This is a genomic window from Psychrobacter sp. PAMC 21119, from assembly GCF_000247495.1.
Taxonomy (GTDB): Bacteria; Pseudomonadota; Gammaproteobacteria; order Pseudomonadales; family Moraxellaceae; genus Psychrobacter; species Psychrobacter glaciei.
Window position 1 is genome coordinate 267,091 of record NZ_AHVZ01000011.1, and the last position, 17,414, is coordinate 284,504.

General features: G+C 44.1%; 10 protein-coding genes. 4 read left to right on the forward strand and 6 right to left on the reverse strand.

Annotated features, from left to right (window positions below):
- Nucleotides 1-38: 38 nt before the first annotated feature.
- Complete coding sequence (locus RH96_RS05045; protein WP_010198052.1) at nucleotides 39-4,889, reverse strand: NAD-glutamate dehydrogenase; 4,851 nt, start codon at nucleotides 4,887-4,889, stop codon at nucleotides 39-41.
- Nucleotides 4,890-5,349: 460 nt separating this feature from the next.
- Here RH96_RS05045 and purD point away from each other — a divergent pair, with 460 nt between their 5' ends.
- Entirely contained in the window at nucleotides 5,350-6,699 is a 1,350-nt protein-coding gene (gene purD, locus RH96_RS05050) for a phosphoribosylamine--glycine ligase (RefSeq protein ID WP_010198054.1), read from the forward strand.
- 372 nt (nucleotides 6,700-7,071) lie between these two features.
- Nucleotides 7,072-8,466: an ABC1 kinase family protein gene (locus tag RH96_RS05055; protein ID WP_010198056.1), complete on the forward strand. Its 1,395-nt coding sequence runs from the start codon at nucleotides 7,072-7,074 to the stop codon at nucleotides 8,464-8,466.
- Nucleotides 8,467-8,604: 138 nt separating this feature from the next.
- Here RH96_RS05055 and trmB read toward each other — a convergent pair whose 3' ends face one another.
- A complete protein-coding gene (trmB, locus tag RH96_RS05060) occupies nucleotides 8,605-9,282 on the reverse strand; it encodes a tRNA (guanine(46)-N(7))-methyltransferase TrmB (RefSeq protein ID WP_010198058.1) in 678 nt (225 codons plus the stop codon).
- Between the two features lie 202 nt (nucleotides 9,283-9,484).
- Here trmB and RH96_RS14740 point away from each other — a divergent pair, with 202 nt between their 5' ends.
- Nucleotides 9,485-9,676 carry a DNA gyrase inhibitor YacG gene (locus tag RH96_RS14740; RefSeq protein ID WP_010198061.1) on the forward strand — a complete coding sequence of 64 codons (192 nt, stop codon included), beginning with the start codon at nucleotides 9,485-9,487 and terminating at the stop codon, nucleotides 9,674-9,676.
- Nucleotides 9,677-9,716: 40 nt separating this feature from the next.
- Nucleotides 9,717-10,898, forward strand: a complete 1,182-nt coding sequence (locus tag RH96_RS05065) for an aspartate aminotransferase family protein (protein ID WP_010198063.1) — start codon at nucleotides 9,717-9,719, stop codon at nucleotides 10,896-10,898.
- Between the two features lie 228 nt (nucleotides 10,899-11,126).
- Here the strand turns inward: RH96_RS05065 and RH96_RS05070 are convergent, their stop codons facing one another.
- The 4 genes from RH96_RS05070 to lysS form a co-directional block, all read right to left on the reverse strand.
- Nucleotides 11,127-12,026: a LysR family transcriptional regulator gene (locus RH96_RS05070; RefSeq protein WP_010198065.1), complete on the reverse strand. Its 900-nt coding sequence runs from the start codon at nucleotides 12,024-12,026 to the stop codon at nucleotides 11,127-11,129.
- Between the two features lie 236 nt (nucleotides 12,027-12,262).
- Nucleotides 12,263-14,263 carry a DNA polymerase III subunit gamma/tau gene (gene dnaX, locus RH96_RS05075; RefSeq protein WP_010198067.1) on the reverse strand — a complete coding sequence of 667 codons (2,001 nt, stop codon included), beginning with the start codon at nucleotides 14,261-14,263 and terminating at the stop codon, nucleotides 12,263-12,265.
- Between the two features lie 84 nt (nucleotides 14,264-14,347).
- A complete protein-coding gene (locus tag RH96_RS05080) occupies nucleotides 14,348-15,613 on the reverse strand; it encodes a hypothetical protein (RefSeq protein ID WP_010198069.1) in 1,266 nt (421 codons plus the stop codon).
- Between the two features lie 221 nt (nucleotides 15,614-15,834).
- Entirely contained in the window at nucleotides 15,835-17,367 is a 1,533-nt protein-coding gene (gene lysS, locus RH96_RS05085; protein WP_010198071.1) for a lysine--tRNA ligase, read from the reverse strand.
- Between the last annotated feature and the right edge of the window lie 47 nt (nucleotides 17,368-17,414).

The window sequence follows — 17,414 nt, forward strand, 5'->3', positions numbered from 1 at the left end:
TATTTTAATAGCAACTGTTTTGCTAGTTGCTATTCTAGCTACTTTGTCACTAAGCCGCTCAGCTCACTCATGAGCACAGATAGCGTTGACAGACTGATTTGAATCTCATCATTACTATCGAGCTTATGCATCTCTGTCGTTATCAATTCGAGCTGGTTTTGATGACGAGACTTCCATTCACTAAATGCTTGTTTTGCATCTGGTTTTGAGAGAACAGCATCCATCAATAGACGCAAGCTGCGTGATAATTCGTTCGCTAAGGCATGACGTGCACGGCGATCCCAATAGCCTTGTTGCGGTAAAGTCGCGATGTTATCCGTCATCCAATCGAGCTGCAAGACTTGATAGGCTTCAAAGTATAGAGTCGCAATCTCATCGACAGGACGTTCATACTGCTCGGCAAGTAACGCCGCATCTAGCGCATCGACATGGTAAGGCAGCATAGCAAACAAGGTGGCATCACTATCGGACAGGTCTTTTTGCATTAGGCTATGAGTGTCTTCTTCTAAGTACTCTGCAAATTGCTGCTCAATGAACCCGCCTGATTTGGTTAATTTCTCAACACTATCCCTAAAGCGGCTGATCATATCAGCGACTTGCAAGTTTTGCCCAAAGGTATTGATAAACCAAACCACACCGCGCTCGAGCGCATCACGTAGACGTAGCTCAAGGTTAAGCAATAATGTCGCATCGACTTTATTGTCTAACGACTCAAGCGTGTTCCAAGCTTTTGATACATTAAAGACATCACGGCTAATCGCGTATCCACGGATGATGGTCGCTAGAGATTGGTCTGTTTCTTCATAGAGACGGAACAATGCTTCGATACCCAAACGGTTGACCACACTATTGGTCATATAAGTACTAATAATCTCACGATGCAAACGATGCTCAGTCATCTCATCAAAGAACCGCGTAGCCAGCTCATCTGGGAAGTACTTGCGCAGCTCATTGATGAAATACGGGTCATCTGGCAAGTCAGATAGCAACAAGTTGTCGTAAACCCACATTTTGCCATATGCCATGACCACGGCAAGCTCAGGAGGGGTCAAACCCGCATCTGATTTTTGACGCTTGGCAATCTCTTCGTCTGATGGCAAGTACTCAATAGCACGGTCAAGACGCCCTTCACCTTCTAGCATCTGGATAAAGCGCTGATGATCGCTTAAGTTGGCAGCGGCACGAATATGGCTTAGCTCAATCGCTTGCGGTTGTAGATAGTTCTGGCGTAGCACCAATTCTGCCACATTATCAGTCATACTTTCTAACAGCTCATTACGCTGTTTTAAAGTCATATCGCCTTGTTCGACTACTTTGCCGAGTAGGATTTTGATATTGACTTCATGATCTGAGCAGTTCACGCCGCCTGAGTTATCGATGGCATCGGTATAAATGCGCCCACCCGTTTGTGCGTATTCGATACGCCCTTGCTGGGTGAAGCCCAGATTACCCCCTTCTCCAATCACCGCACAGCGCAGCTCATTACCATTGATACGCAGCACATCATTAGCACGGTCACCAACATCGGCATGGCTTTCGCTTTCACTTTTTACATAAGTACCGATACCACCGTTCCAAATGAGGTCGACCGGTGACTTCATCAAGGCGCTAATGAGATCGTTAGGGGCTAAGTTGTCTTCGCTAATATCGAAGAGCTCTTTCATTTCAGCACTGATAGCGATACTTTTATCTTGACGTGAGAATATACCACCACCTTGACTGATTAATGATTTTTCATAATCAGCCCACGATGAGCGTGGCAATTCAAACAAACGTGCGCGCTCGGCATATGAGGCAGCAGTGTCTGGATTAGGGTCAATAAAGACATGCAGATGGTTAAAAGCAGCGACCAGCTTGGTATGGGTTGAGAGCAGCATACCATTACCAAATACATCACCACTCATGTCACCGATGCCGACCACAGTGAAGTCGTCACGGTTTTGAATGTCCATGCCGCGCATACGGAAGTGACGTTTAACCGACTCCCAACCACCGCGAGCGGTGATACCCATGGCTTTGTGATCATAACCGACCGAGCCGCCTGAGGCAAAGGCATCATCGAGCCAGAAGTTGTATTCGGCAGACAAGGCGTTGGCAATATCAGAGAAACTTGCCGTGCCTTTATCGGCTGCAACAACTAAGTATGGATCGTCTTCATCATGACGTACCGTATCGGCTGGCGGGACAATTTTTCCATCCACAATATTATCCGTGACATCGAGCATACCGCGTAAGAACGTCTGATAACAGGCGATACCTTCGGCTTGGAATGCTTCGCGTCCATCTGCCATAGATTTGGTCTTGACGATAAAGCCGCCTTTTGAACCGACAGGAACAATAACCGCGTTTTTGACCATTTGCGCTTTGACCAGACCAAGTACTTCGGTACGGAAATCTTCCATACGATCTGACCAACGTAGACCACCACGGGCGACTTTACCACCGCGTAGATGTACGGCTTCAACGCGTGGCGAGTAGACAAATATCTCAAACATTGGCTTAGGCTTGGGCAAGTTTGGAATATCTGCTGCCAAAAACTTAAACGATAGGCGGTCTTTACGTACACCTTCACTGTCTCTCTGATAAAAGTTGGTACGCACCATCGCATTGATTAAATCTAAATACCAACGCAAGATACGATCTTCATCCAAGCTATCGACGTCTATCAATGCTGCTGTAATTTGCTCTTGAATCTGCGTGGTTTTTTCTTGGCGCTCATCTTCACTATATTTAGGATTCATGCGTGCATCGAACAAGCTGCTTAATGCCACGCTAATGTCGCTGTTTTTGACCACAGTCTGCTGAATATAAGCACTAGAGAATGGTGCACGGGCTTGCATCATGTAGCGCTGCAAGGCACGGAGCACAACCACATCATGAGTATCTAACTTGGTAATTAATACCAGCTCGTTAAAAGAGTCACTCTCAACACGTCCTGCCCAAATCTGCTTGAGGCTCTCTTCAAATTGATTGCGCACCACTTGCATATTGACCGTATCGACATGTTCCAAGGTGAGCTCATACTCTTGCATCCAAATAGGCTTCTCAGGCAAGTCAAACTCATAGGTTTGCGCTGAAATCACCGAGACACCAAAGTTTTCAAGAATGGGCAATACTTTTGACAAGATGACTGGTTGCTCACGACCATAGAGCTTCAGGTGCAACTGATTACTCGCGTCACCTGTTGACTGATACAAGTGCCAAATCATTGGCTGAACGTCGGTTAACCCAGCCAGACGCTTGACATCTTCGACGGCAGTACGAGCATCAAAGCGCTCTTGGTAAGCGGCAGGTATATAGTTTAAAAAACGACGATTGAGTGCATTGGCTTGTTGTTCACCCACATTATCGAGTAGCATTTTTTGATAATGATCACCCCATGACTGCATGAGTGCCGATAGCTTTTCTTCTAGAGCTGCCGTATTCACTTCATTAACTTGACCGGGCACGGTGCGTACATGGACATGCACACGAGCGTGGGCAGATTCATTAAACTCAGTGGTAAAGCCAGATGACGTGCCACCGTAAGCATCTTTCAAGACATTTTGTACTTTAATGCGCAATTCAGTGTTGAATTTATCACGGGGAATATAGACCAAGCAGGAAACAAAACGCTGATAATGGTCGATGCGGCTGAATAGACGTAGGCTCTTTTTGTCTTGTAATTGGCTGATGCCAGAGACAATTGGATATAACTCTTCGACGCTGGCTTGAAACAGATCATCACGTGGCAAGGTATTGATGACGTGCATCATCTTATGGTGTGCATGACCATCTCGTGGCAGATACGCCATTGCCATGATTTTATTGGCTTTTTCGCGTAGTAATGGTATTTGCTGAACGGTCAGCTGATAGGCTTGCGACGTTAGCAAACCAATAAATCGATATTCACCGACCAGTTTACCGTTGTCATCAAACTTATGAATACCCAAAAAGTCCATATATACTGGACGATGCACAGGTGAGACACGGCTTGATTTAGAGAGCATCAATACGCGCGGCTCAGTCAATAGCTGCTTGAGTACTGTTGGCAATTGGCTAAAGCTTTCTGACAGTTTGTCTTCTTCAGCGCCACGTAGCAGACCAAGCCCACTATTACCAATAGCAAATAAATCCAAGTCTGCATTTTTGGCGTTAGTAGCGTCGCTATTGACATCCATCATACTACCGCCTTCTAAGCGGTACTCACGATAGCCTAAAAAGATAAAATGATCGTCTAATATCCAATCCAAAAATGCTTGAATCTCTTTCTGAGAATAGAATACTTCTGGCAGTGGTTTTTTTGACAGTTCAGATTGAATAGAAGTCAGTTTTTCTCTCATTTGCTTCCAATCGCCAACGACCGTATCAAGCGTGTCCACTTTTGCTAATAATAGTTCTTGTAATGCCGCCAATTCTTCGTCGTCTTGATAGGCAATTTCGCAGTGAATCAAAGATAAGTGAGACGTGGCGCTTTCATGCGCGCCTTCAATATGAACGATATTGCCGTCATCATCACGCGCAACACTAATAATGATGTTATACGTGCGATGGACGTCGATACCTTGAGCCTCAAGGCTCATCAAGATTGTGTCTACCAAGAACGGCCTGTCGTAAGCCACTATCTGTATGACTGTGTGTGAGCTGTGGAAATGCTGCTCTTCTGCCTTTGGATTTAAAATGGCGAGTTGTGGTTTTTTGCCATCATAAGATTTCAGTAGCGTAAAATGATGGAGTGCCATGCCAGCTAAATCAGTATTACTTATCGCCTCTGCTGTTTCCTGATGCAGCGGCTGGTAATAACTATGAATAAAATGATCAAATAGCGATTTGTCATTTTGTACATAGTTGGTGGCAATATCGCTTATTTGGCTTATGTGCTCTTTTGCGATACTTAGAGAGTTTGGCATGTTTGCTGTCCTTGTTATAAGTTTAGTACTTCAATTTTCTCTATCTATTTTCACTCATTAATCAATATCAATGACTAGCAACGTTTGAATATAATGAATCTTACCGATGTCAGATGGTAGTACTCTATTCGTGAGCTACCTTGTTATTATTGGCATCCTCTCCTGGTTTTTATTGCCTAACTTTTATAAGAGCAAACGGCTTGCTAGATTTGATACCGTTAATATGTTGAAGTGTAACGCACCTACGCTCATAGCTAAAGCGTACAACATCATTTCATGAATCAGCAACATGCCGATAACCTTTGCTCATGAGACAATGAGGCCTTAATTGTTGGCGAATACTTGCTGGCAAGTGGATACTCATGGTAATCAAGACACTTTTTTTGTTAGAATATGACCGTATCTCTCAGAGTGTATGACTAACTCATTATTAACTTTAATGCTAAGGGCAAAACGTATGATGAATATTTTGGTGATTGGCTCAGGTGGTCGCGAACACGCGCTAGCATGGCAATGTGCAAAAGACGACAATGTCCAACACGTTTACGTCGTGCCAGGCAATGCTGGTACTGCCCTTGAACCTAAATGCCAAAACGTTGTTTTAGAGCCTGCACGCAGTGAGGCGGACGAACACAGTGCTGTCATCGAGTTTTGCCAAAATAACGCTATCGATATGGTCATCGTAGGCCCAGAAGCTCCACTAGTTACAGGTATCGTCGACGCCTGCCGTGCTGCTGGTATTAAGGCTTGGGGACCGACCGCATATTGTGCGCAATTAGAAGGCTCAAAAACCTTTGCCAAAGAATTCATGGCACAGAACAATATTCCAACGGCGGCTTATCAAGGATTTACAGACGCTGATGCTGCCAAAGCCTATATTGATGAGCAAGGTGCGCCTATTGTTATCAAAGCGGATGGTCTAGCTGCTGGTAAAGGCGTCATCGTTGCGGAGACTGTCGAACAAGCACATGATGCAATCGACGATATGCTGGCTGACAATAAGTTTGGCGATGCCGGTAGCCGTGTGGTTATCGAGCAGTTTTTACAAGGTGAAGAAGCCAGCTTTATTTGTATGGTTGATGGCAAGAATATCCTGCCGATGGCAACTAGCCAAGATCATAAGCGCGCTTTTGAAGGCGACACTGGGCCTAACACTGGCGGTATGGGTGCCTATTCTCCTGCACCAGTCGTTACTCAAGAGGTTCATGACAAGGTAATGGCACAAGTTATTCAGCCCGTGGTTGACGCTATGAATGCCGCCGGTCATCCTTATACTGGATTTTTATATGCAGGCCTCATGATTGACAAGGCAGGCGATCCGTATGTCATCGAATTTAACTGCCGTTTTGGTGATCCAGAGACACAGCCTATTTTAATGCGTTTGCAGTCTTCAATGGTAGATTTAGTCGCTCAAGGGCTGGCTGGTCAATTACCAAGTGATGCTCAATGGGATGCGCGCCCTGCCCTTGGTATCGTGGTTGCCTCAAAAGGCTATCCTGAAACTTCTTCAAAAGGTGATGTGATTGCTGGCTTGCCAGAGTTGGATGCCAATAGTGATAATGCGGTTAAAGTCTTTCACGCAGGCACGGCCTTTTCGCATAATAGCAATGCTGATACGGCAAATACGGGTAATAATAAAGAAGTTATTACTAATGGCGGACGAGTATTATGCGTGACGGCATTAGCAGATACTATCTCAGAAGCTCAACAAGCCGCATTGGCAGTAACAGGTGCAATCAGCTTTGATGGGGCGCAGTATCGCCGCGATATCGGTCATCATGCGATTACCCGCGAAGAAGCAAAGGCATAGTTCATTATTAACAAGCTTTCTGACGATGTTTGGCAAAATTTAGCCATTCTAAGACTACTAAAATATATCAATGTGCTAATTAATGACACGCCCTAGTACTATGCTAGGTCGTGTTTTTTGCTGTATCTTTAAATCGATGCAAACTTTTTACTTTATGAAGTCTTTTGTAGCAACAACAGTGGCTAACGTGTGTAAACGTTCGAATCTTACTTTAGCTTACAAAGTAACTGCCAGTAGTCAACTAAGGCTTATAAACCGCCTTCTCTTTATATGATACAATTTTGTACCCGTTTGTACCTGCGCGTCGCATCTCTCTTGTATTGTAGGTTTTGAACCCGCAAATCAATACCAACTGGATGAATGATTATATTTATGGCAAATGATACGTCTAAACCTTCTAATAATAAGCAGTCAATTGACAACTTAAAAACCTCAGGGTTTGAGCGTCGTATGTCGATTGCCAAAACCTCTCTAAATATTGGTCGTCGTTGGGCAGGCAATAGCGTGTCTGGTATGTTTTTGAATAAAGAAGCGCGCACGGCACGTAACCAAGCTTTTATGGAAGCGCAGGCAAATTATGTGGCAGAAGAACTGGGCAAACTGAAAGGCTCAGTAGTAAAAATCGGTCAAATGTTGGCCATTTATGGTGAGCATGTATTGCCGCCTGAGATAACGCGTGCCTTACAAACGCTTAATGATGATACGGCTACCCTATCATGGCCAACCATCGAGCATACCTTGCGTCAACTATTGGGTGACAAACTCAGTGAGCTTGATGTAGATACTATCCCGATTGGTACAGCTTCTCTTGCCCAAGTCCATCGAGCCACGGTGTTAGCGACTGGTGAGCAAGTGGTGTTAAAAATTCAATATCCAGGGGTCGCAGACGCCATCAACTCTGATCTTGCCTTATTTAAGCGTTTGCTAAAAGTCAGCAACATTGTCCCGCAAACGCGCTCGCTCGATGCATGGTTTGAAGAGATACGCGACCTACTCCATCACGAAGTTGATTATGAGGCAGAGGCTGCAACCACTGAGCGTTTTTATGAGCGCTTAATAGATGATCCACGTTATGCTGTGCCCAAAATAAATCGTACTTATTCGAGCAAACGTCTGTTATGTATGTCTTATGAGCCTGGCATTAGTGTTGTTTCTGAAGCGCTACAGCTTTTGCCCCACGAGCGCCGCAATGCCATTGGTCAAGCAGCCATAGAAATTATGATGCAAGAGATTTTTGTTTGGGGCGAGATGCAAACAGACCCAAACTTTGGTAACTACCTCGTCCGTGTCAGCGATAATGAAAATGATATTGATAAGTTAGTATTACTAGATTTTGGTGCTATTCGCCAGTTTGATAATACTCTATTGACGATTGCTCATGGTTTACTAAAAGCTGGTTATCGTCATGATCATCAGGCGATGATCCAAGCCATGACTGGCTATGACTTTTTTGACACGATGAGTGACAAAGTCCGTTCCGATATTGCCTCGTTATTTTTATTGGCAACTGAGCCTTTTAGTGATCCCGCGATGAATAGCGACATTCCTACTGAGTGTTTGGATGAACAAAATCGCTATATCTGGGCAAATAGCAAACTGCATTCACGCCTCTCATCTGCTGCGACACGGGCGATGCAGTCTTTTGAATTTAATCTTCCACCAAAAGAATTTATGTTTATTAGTCGTAAGTTTATTGGTGCTTATACTCTTTTAACAGTTTTAGACGCCTATACGGATTCTAATAAATTAGTGAAGCCTTACTTGTAATATGAAATGAGTGTAATTTTTGGACTGTCCTTTAGTGGCAGTCTTTTTCATGTAATCATTTTATTTGCTTAGGCTATTTAATATACGATATAATTTGTTATTATGAATGATTCTCAATGGTTGCGTTATTTGATTAGGCTATTTTTTGTCTTTCAAATTACTAACATGCCAATCATCAAACCTCGTTTTATAGCCCTCTGGCTTACGCATCGTCAGCTCCCAACATGTCTCTCCGCGTGCTAGGTACTTAACCTCAAAGTGCGTACGCTCACTGTCTATTGGCACGTGGTAGCGAGTATTTGGCAAACACCATGCCGCAGAGGCTTGTTGCGCTGCATTATCCATATACGCTTCTATATTAGTCGCTAGTACCACTTCTCCGCCTACTTTTAGACGCGATAATAAGAACTCAAAAAATGGCATATTCAACCATTGCTGATTAGGATTGTGCTGTTCAGGGTTGGGGTATAGTATAAAAATTTTAGCAATACTACGGGGTGCGATCGCATGTACGATCCACGCGATGGCATCAGCATGAATAGCATTTAAGTTAGCTACATTTTGCTGTGTGGCAAGTTTAGCAAATGCTTCAAACTTATTACGAGTACGTTCAATGGCTATCAGCTGCTTGCCAGGATTCTGTGTAGCAAAACTAAGCGCGTGCTTACCCTTCCCTGCCCCAATCTCTAGCATTAACGGTTTTTCATCTTTATTGTCATTAATGATATTTGGAATAATAAAGTCACGCGGTGCTGACAGTTTATGTGGTTGAAAAGCTCGGGTTTTCTGATGAGAAAGCGTTGGTTGTTGCATCATGATAAGATATAGCCCTGTGAATGATAACCTTTAGCAAGGTATCAATTTGATTGTTAAACTATTGGCTCTGCTTAGATTGATTTGGTTTGACAGAGATAGACGGGTATTTGCCTTTTGTCATTCTTTAGCCCCATGCTATTATACCGATTCTCGTTCACTGATTATACTTTTCCTAATAACCATGAGGATGGCCTCACTTATTATGACTGACTCTACTTCAAACACCTCCCCCAAGACCTATCCTTGTCCACGCTGCGGTACCCAGACGGCATGGCAAGACAATAAATATAAACCATTCTGTAGCAGTCGCTGCAAAATTATCGACTTAGGTGCTTGGGCAAACGAAGACTACACGTTGCCTGCGGAAACCACACCTTTCTCTGACGAACTATAACCTACACTTTTATTCAATTATTATACCAAGGATGTTTTACATGTCTGCTACTTACCTGATGCCCACTTATAATCGTCAACCAATCAGCTTTACACGCGGTTCAGGCAGTTGGCTTTATACCAAAGACGATACGCCATACTTAGATGCCTTAACTGGTATCGCGGTGTGCGGCTTAGGACATTGCCATCCACAAGTGACTGATGCTATCCAGCAGCAAGCAGGTACCTTAGTTCATACGAGCAACCTATTCGGTATCGATTGGCAAGAGCGCGCTGGCGAAGTGCTATGTACAGCAGCTCAGATGGACAGTGTGTTTTTTGCTAATAGTGGCGCTGAAGCAAACGAAGCGGCGTTAAAAATGGCGCGTTTATATGCATACAAGCAAGGTTTTAAACGTCCAAAGGTCATTGTAATGGAGCAGTCGTTCCATGGCCGTACCTTACTGTCCTTATCAGCAACCGCCAATCCAAAAGCACGCGAAGGTTTTTATACCTTGGACGATGACTTTATCCGTGTGCCCTTTGGCGATATTGCAGCGGTTAAGCAAGCCGCGCAAGCTCATGATGACATTTGCGCCATCTTTGTAGAGCCTATCCAAGGCGAGGGTGGACTCAATACTGCCCCCAATGGCTTTACTTATTTAGAAGAGCTGCAAGCAGAATGTGATGCTCATAACTGGCTATTTATGCTGGATGAAGTGCAAACCGGTAATGGCCGTACTGGTAAATATTTTGCTTATCAACATAGCAATGCTCGTCCTGATGTATTGACGACAGCCAAAGGTCTAGGTAATGGCTTTCCAGTCGGCGCTTGTATGGTACGCGGTCGCGCTAACGGCTTGTTCGGTGCTGGTAGCCATGGCTCTACTTATGGTGGCACGCCATTAGCCAGCCGCGTGGTTCATAGCGTCTACGAGGTATTAGCGAACAGCAATATCATGGAAAACGCAGTGACTGAAGGCTTATTCATCAGAGAAAGTATAGTCGATACATTGGGACAATATGGCGTTAGCAGTCGCGGCGCTGGTATGATGATTGGTATCGCGCTACCTGAAGATTTGGATTGTAGCAAGCTGGTGGATCGTGCCCGTGACGAGCAAAATCTAATTATCAATGTAACCGGTGGCCATGTGGTACGCTTACTGCCACCGCTTAACATCAGCCGTGACGAGAGCACACAAGTGGCTGATCGTTTGATTAATTTATTAAAGCCGTCGTTTTAGCCCAAAGGTTTAAAGAAAAAAAACCTATTTACAGTTAAAAAGAAGCCTATAGATAATCGCTATCTATAGGCTTCTTTTGCTTACTACTGATCAAGTTTTATGGGTATAGTCATTCCACTATAAAAGTATTACTGCGTTAACCTCGCTTGAAGTATTTAATATACGTCTACACTCGGTTGCCTTGTACTACTTTTAAATTGAATCGACTATATATAAATAGATTAAAAGTTAATTCGCATGGAAATATTTTTTCAGCACTTCTAGACAACGCGTAATTTTAGCCGGCTGCTGATCGCGATTTAGAGTAACCGCATATAGCACAAAGCTCGGCAGCTGATAACCAGTCAATACTTCGACCAATTCACCACTTTCTAGCTCTTTTCTAATGTCCATTTCCATCATTCTAACCAAACCGTGGCCTTCTTTTGCTAAAGTTGTGGCCATAAACACATTATTGGTATAAATGCGTGAGTTCAGTTTTATGCGCGATTTTTTGCCAGTTTCGGTCTGAATCATATCAATCTGATTGGCATCTTTCATGATTTCAATACAAATCAGCTGATGTTCGGCCAAATCTTTAGGGGTTTTAAGTTTTACATGTTGGCGTAGATACTGTGGTGAGGCGACAAGCATCTGGCGCACATCCGTTAAAGGATGGCTACTCAAACTAGAATCATTGATCGTTGGGCTCATACGAATCGCGATATCGATACGCTCATCAATCATATCGATATAATGATTGTCTGCTAAATAAGTAACACTTAGGTCATCATGTGCCGCCATCCAAGTCGATAAGGCCGGTAAAATATGATTGACTCCAAGCTCAGGTGTTGTAGCCACACGCAAGCTACCTGCGAGCTCATCACGTAACTGATTGACTTTAATTCTACCTTGCTCAGCCGCACTGACCACGTCTTTTGCCGCTTCGTAAAAACTCTCACCCGCTTCCGTTAAACTGAGCTTACGGGTAGAGCGATGCAATAGTACGACACCCAAGTCGTTTTCTAACGAGCGAATTTGCTGACTGACTGCACTGGTGGTAATACCAAGCTCACGAGCTGAGCCACTAAACGAGCCATGTCCAACCACACTGGCGAACACAGCCATACCGCGTAAATTATCCAACATATTCTCACCTAAGCTGCGTTTTAATTTTTAGTATAACTTAACCATTATAAAGGATTTTAGTTTACCTTACAGCGATTAAATATACTGCTGTTGTTTGAATTAAGTTTATTTCATCAGTAATAAAAGCAAAAATATCAAGGCGATAGTATAACATCGACTTGATATTTTTTATAATACATTGTATCTATTAACTACACATACTATTAAATAATCTTAATAATCATTTTTCTGACTGTTTAATACAACTGAACTTTGCCCATTTTTCCTTCGCCGCGCTCGGTCAGATATTTCATCACCGGTGTATTCATCAATTTTGATTCTGCTACCGTCTTTGCTTGTACCAAACGCTTTTGTTGACGACGCTCAGGTGTTTTGTCATCCGCTTGCATGACGCTACCATCGATTTGCAGACCAATATCTGCCTGTATGAACTGCTGTTGCAGTTTTTCTGCCAGTTGCTGAAAGGTTACCTGCAAGTGCTTACTGTCAACGCTGGTAACAAAGGTCGATTTGCCATTACATAGACCCGTCATCATACCTTGACGAGCAAGTGCCAACTCATCTTGTGCCAAAATCTCGGCTTCACGAGCAGTTTGTAGCCAATAATCCCATTTCTCTGGTGTCCACTCGCCTATCAATTCTTGCGGTGCGCAGCGCAACAACATGCGTGGATCATCAGATTCAGACAGTAATTGAGAATCATTTGCGTCAGGCTCAACAACGGGTTCAGGCTCAACAACGGGTTCAGGCTCAACAACGGGTTCAGGCTCAACAACGGGTTCAGGCTCAACAACGGGTTCAGGCTCAACAACGGGTTCAGGCTCAACAACGGGTTCAGGCTCAACAACGGGTTCAGGCTCAACAACGGGTTCAGGCTCAACAACGGGTTCAGGCTCAACAACGGGTTCAGGCTCAACAACGGGTTCAGGCTCATGAGCTGGATTAATACTTAACGCATTCTCATCCAAACTAGCGTTTGGCTGCTCAATACTGGCTTGCTCTTGATAGTCGATATTATAAGGCTGTAACGGCGGTATCGAAGCTGAATGGGTAATGGCTGCCTGTGTAGAAGTTGTATTTTCTATAGCTGGTACTTTAGATGACACAGAACCATCATAAATAGGGCTTAGTACTTCATCGACTGGCAACGGACGAAAGGCTAACAAACGTAAAATGCACATCTCCAGCGCTTGCATCGGGGTACTGGCAAGCTTAACACCTTCACGCGCTTGCACGACAATTTCATAATACAGTTGCAGGACGTCTGGGCTCATATGCTGCGCAAGCGTATTAATGTCTTGGGCTTGTGCTTCATTTACGTTGAGAGCCACTTCAGGAAGCAGTTGGGTCAACGCCAATTGATGTAATAGCTCAGCCAGCCCATCAAACATACTCGTCGCATCAACCATTTGCGCGCGCATTTGCTCAATATGTGCAGCGACGGCAGATTTATCGTGATTATAGATATCGGTAATTAAACTGACCAAATCAGCCGCATCAATGAGACCAAGCATGGCATTGACAGTGACATCATCCAGCGCACCTTGACCGAAAGCAATGGCTTGATCGGTCAAGGATAAAGCGTCACGTACCGAGCCTTTTGCCGCACTGGCCAATTGCCAAAGTGCTGGCTGAGTATAACCTACCTGCTCTTGGGTAAGGATATTTGCCAGATGCTCACTCAGCAAGGTTTGCGGCAACGGACGCAGCACAAACTGTAAACAGCGCGAGATAATAGTAATCGGCAATTTTTGTGGATCGGTCGTCGCTAGCAAAAACTTCACATGTTCAGGCGGTTCTTCTAAAGTCTTGAGTAGTGCATTAAAACTGTGCATAGACAGCATATGCACTTCATCAATTAGGTACACTTTATAACGTCCTTGGCTTGGCGCATAAGGCACGTTATCTAACAGCTCGCGGGTGTCTTCCACTTTGGTACGAGAGGCCGCATCAATTTCAATCAGATCAATAAAACGACCTTGATCGATGGCGACGCAGTTATCACACACACCGCAAGGCGTACTAGTCACCCCAGTATCACAATTCAGACACTTGGATAAAATACGCGCAATCGTCGTCTTGCCCACACCGCGCGTACCTGTAAAGAGATAAGCATGATGCAGACGATTATAATCAATGGCATTAATCAGTGCTTGCGAGACGTGCGTTTGCCCAATCAATTCATGAAAGTTCTTGGGACGGTATTTGCGAGCTAAAACTTGATATTGCTGCGTCATAGTAACTGCCAATATAGTAACTGCCAATGTGAAAAGTACAAATGTAGGTGAAGCATCAGATCAGCGATCTACAATATAATGAGTCTATGACTGCGATCTTAGCTCAGCCAATTGCTCGTATAAGCGCTGAGTGTTTGCGTCGATAGCCGAGCCATTTTGATGAAACACGTCAACATGCACCTCAGTATTGACGCTGTCTTCACAAGGTCTAACCTCTACGCCAACTAAGAACAAATGGTCCATCACCGGCTGCTGCATTTGTGAATTAAGCTCGAACAATAAATCCTGATGCGAGGCGCGCACCTTGTCTGCACTTAATGTGCTATTTTCATCTTGTGCATAAAACACCATCAAATAATGGCGACCAAATACATGATAAGAATGCTCATGACAAACATAACCATTCCAGTTTGAATCTTTATCAATCGTTCTATGCGCCAATATCTTTTCTATTAAACACGCATAGGTATACATTGACTCATCGACCAACACATCGACCTGCTCTTTTGGCAGTGGTGTTCCCGCCTCATAATACTGCTGAATCAAGCTATTAAATAGCTTGTACCACATGCGAGTATTCTTTTGAATATCGAACATCAGCGCATTAGCAAAAGTTACTTGGTCGGGTTCTGCTGCTGTGAGCAAGCGCGGTTCCACTTGGTCTACTAACTGATGAGCGACCAACTGCTCTTGCACCTCAATGGCTCTCTGGTGAAAATCAGGCGACTGTAAAAATTGGGTGAGCAACATTGATTCGTCTTGAAACGTCTCAAAGCCAGCAAGCTTGCGGCGATGAAAGTCCAAATAAGCACTAAGATCACTCGGGGTCACCAATTGATTGAGAATGTCGACAAAGTTTTGATGACTAAATACTTGTAAGACACTCTCCTCATCGTCCAAGTCCAGCACACAGTCTTCGGCAAAGAACTGACTGCCATACTCGTAATTGACGGTATGGGGTTGTGACTCTGAGTTATCATTTTTATGCTTAATAGCAAGTGACGTCAGACCAATAAAATAAATCGCCTTGTTCGATGCCGACGCGTTTGCGTCAGCCAGTGCCTTATCATTTTTTAGATAAAGCTGCGCATGACGCTTGATTAATTGATTAACCACTTCTTTTCGCCACTCACGAACCTGCGTACTGTCAATTTCTTGCTGATTGGCCTGCATCACCACATCATTGACGATAAGGTAAACCGTCGCACCAGAGAACTCAAAAACAAAGTCATAACCCTGCAATAGATGCTGGGAATGGTTACTGTCTTCTTCTGATACATCGTACAAAGATAAGAAGCTTTGCTGAATCATCTGCTGCCAAACTGAGAGCGGTAGGTGCTGAGTGTCCATAATATCCCTATAAATGAGTGCTCATAAACCACTGAGCGTCTGCCATCAACGTTGCAAAACTCGCTCTATACTCAGTTCAGTAACAGCGTCATAGTCGGTTAAATATAATTTAGGCACAAAGGAAGGCGAGTGAAAACACTACAAGTAGTAAACCAAGCGAGCCTGACATCGTACCTAAATTAGATAGGATTGACTATATTTCATAATAAGTAGACGCTAGTCTAGTTGTCAAGCTTACGACGCATGTGTGGGAACAAAATCACATCACGAATGCTCGCTGAATCAGTGAGTAGCATGACTAAGCGATCAATACCTATACCCTCACCTGCTGTCGGTGGCAAACCATAAGACAATGCTTCGATATATTCTTCGTCAAAATGCATGGCTTCATCATCGCCTGCGTCTTTTTCAGCGACTTGACCACGGAAGCGTTCCGCCTGATCTGCTGGGTCATTTAGCTCACTAAAGCCATTGGCCAATTCGCGACCACCAACGAACAATTCAAAGCGATCGGTAATCTCAGGATTGTCGTCACTACGGCGCGCGAGTGGTGACGTTTCTGCAGGATATTCAGTGATAAAGGTTGGCTGGCGTAATTGATGCTCAGCGGTTTCTTCAAAGATAATCGTTTGCAGTTTACCCACACCAAAGCCATCTTTTACTTGCTGCTTGAGCGTAGTAGATGCGTACTCTGCTAGATACTCACGGTCATTGATATGCGCCATGTCGAAGTTTTCGGCATATTTGGCAATCGCATCAGACATCGATAAACGAGCAAACGGCGCTTTTAGGCTGATGGCTTCTTCTTGATAAGTAATCTCAGTCGTATCCAAGATATCCATCGCCAACTCATTAAATAAGCGCTCGGTCAAATCCATCAAGTCATGATAATCCGCATACGCTTGATAAAACTCAATCATCGTAAATTCAGGATTGTGACGGGTTGAGACGCCTTCGTTACGGAAGCTACGGTTAATCTCAAATACTTTCTCAAAACCGCCAACCACCAAACGCTTCAAATAAAGCTCAGGCGCGATACGTAAATAAAGCGGCATGTCTAAAGCGTTATGATGCGTCACAAACGGACGTGCAACAGCACCACCTGGAATCGGATGCATCATTGGCGTTTCAACTTCCATGAAGCGCTCATTCAGCATGAATTTACGAATACCGCTGACGACCTGACTGCGAATCATAAACGTATCGCGAGTTGTCTCATTGGTCATCAGATCAAGATGACGATTGCGATAACGGGCTTCCACATCTGCCAAACCATGGAATTTATTTGGCATGGGACGTAATGATTTGGTTAGCAGATTGATCTCTTCGATATGCACGTATAGATCGCCTTTACCTGAGCGACCGATATAACCTGATACACCTACGATGTCACCCAAATCTAGCGACTTGATGCTCGCACGCGTCTCATCATCGAGCTCTTTACGCGCGACATATAGCTGAATACGGCCGCTCATATCTTGGATGACAATAAACGAGCCACGGTTGAGCATGACTCGACCTGCTACGTTGACCTGTGTTTTTTCGCCATTCGCCGCTTTTTCTTCAATTTCTTGCTTTGAGACGCCGTCAAAGGCTGTTTGTAAGTCTTGTGCATAATCGGTGCGTTTGAACGTATTTGGATAAGGCTGCTTGCCTGAAGCAGTGATATCGTCTAGCTTAGCTTGCAGCTGAGCAATTAGCTCGTTAGCGTCTTCTGGGGCTTGCTCTTGATTCTGATTGTTGTGCTTTGACATAACACTCTCAATATTATTAGGTAATTAAATGGATAAACGAAAACAGA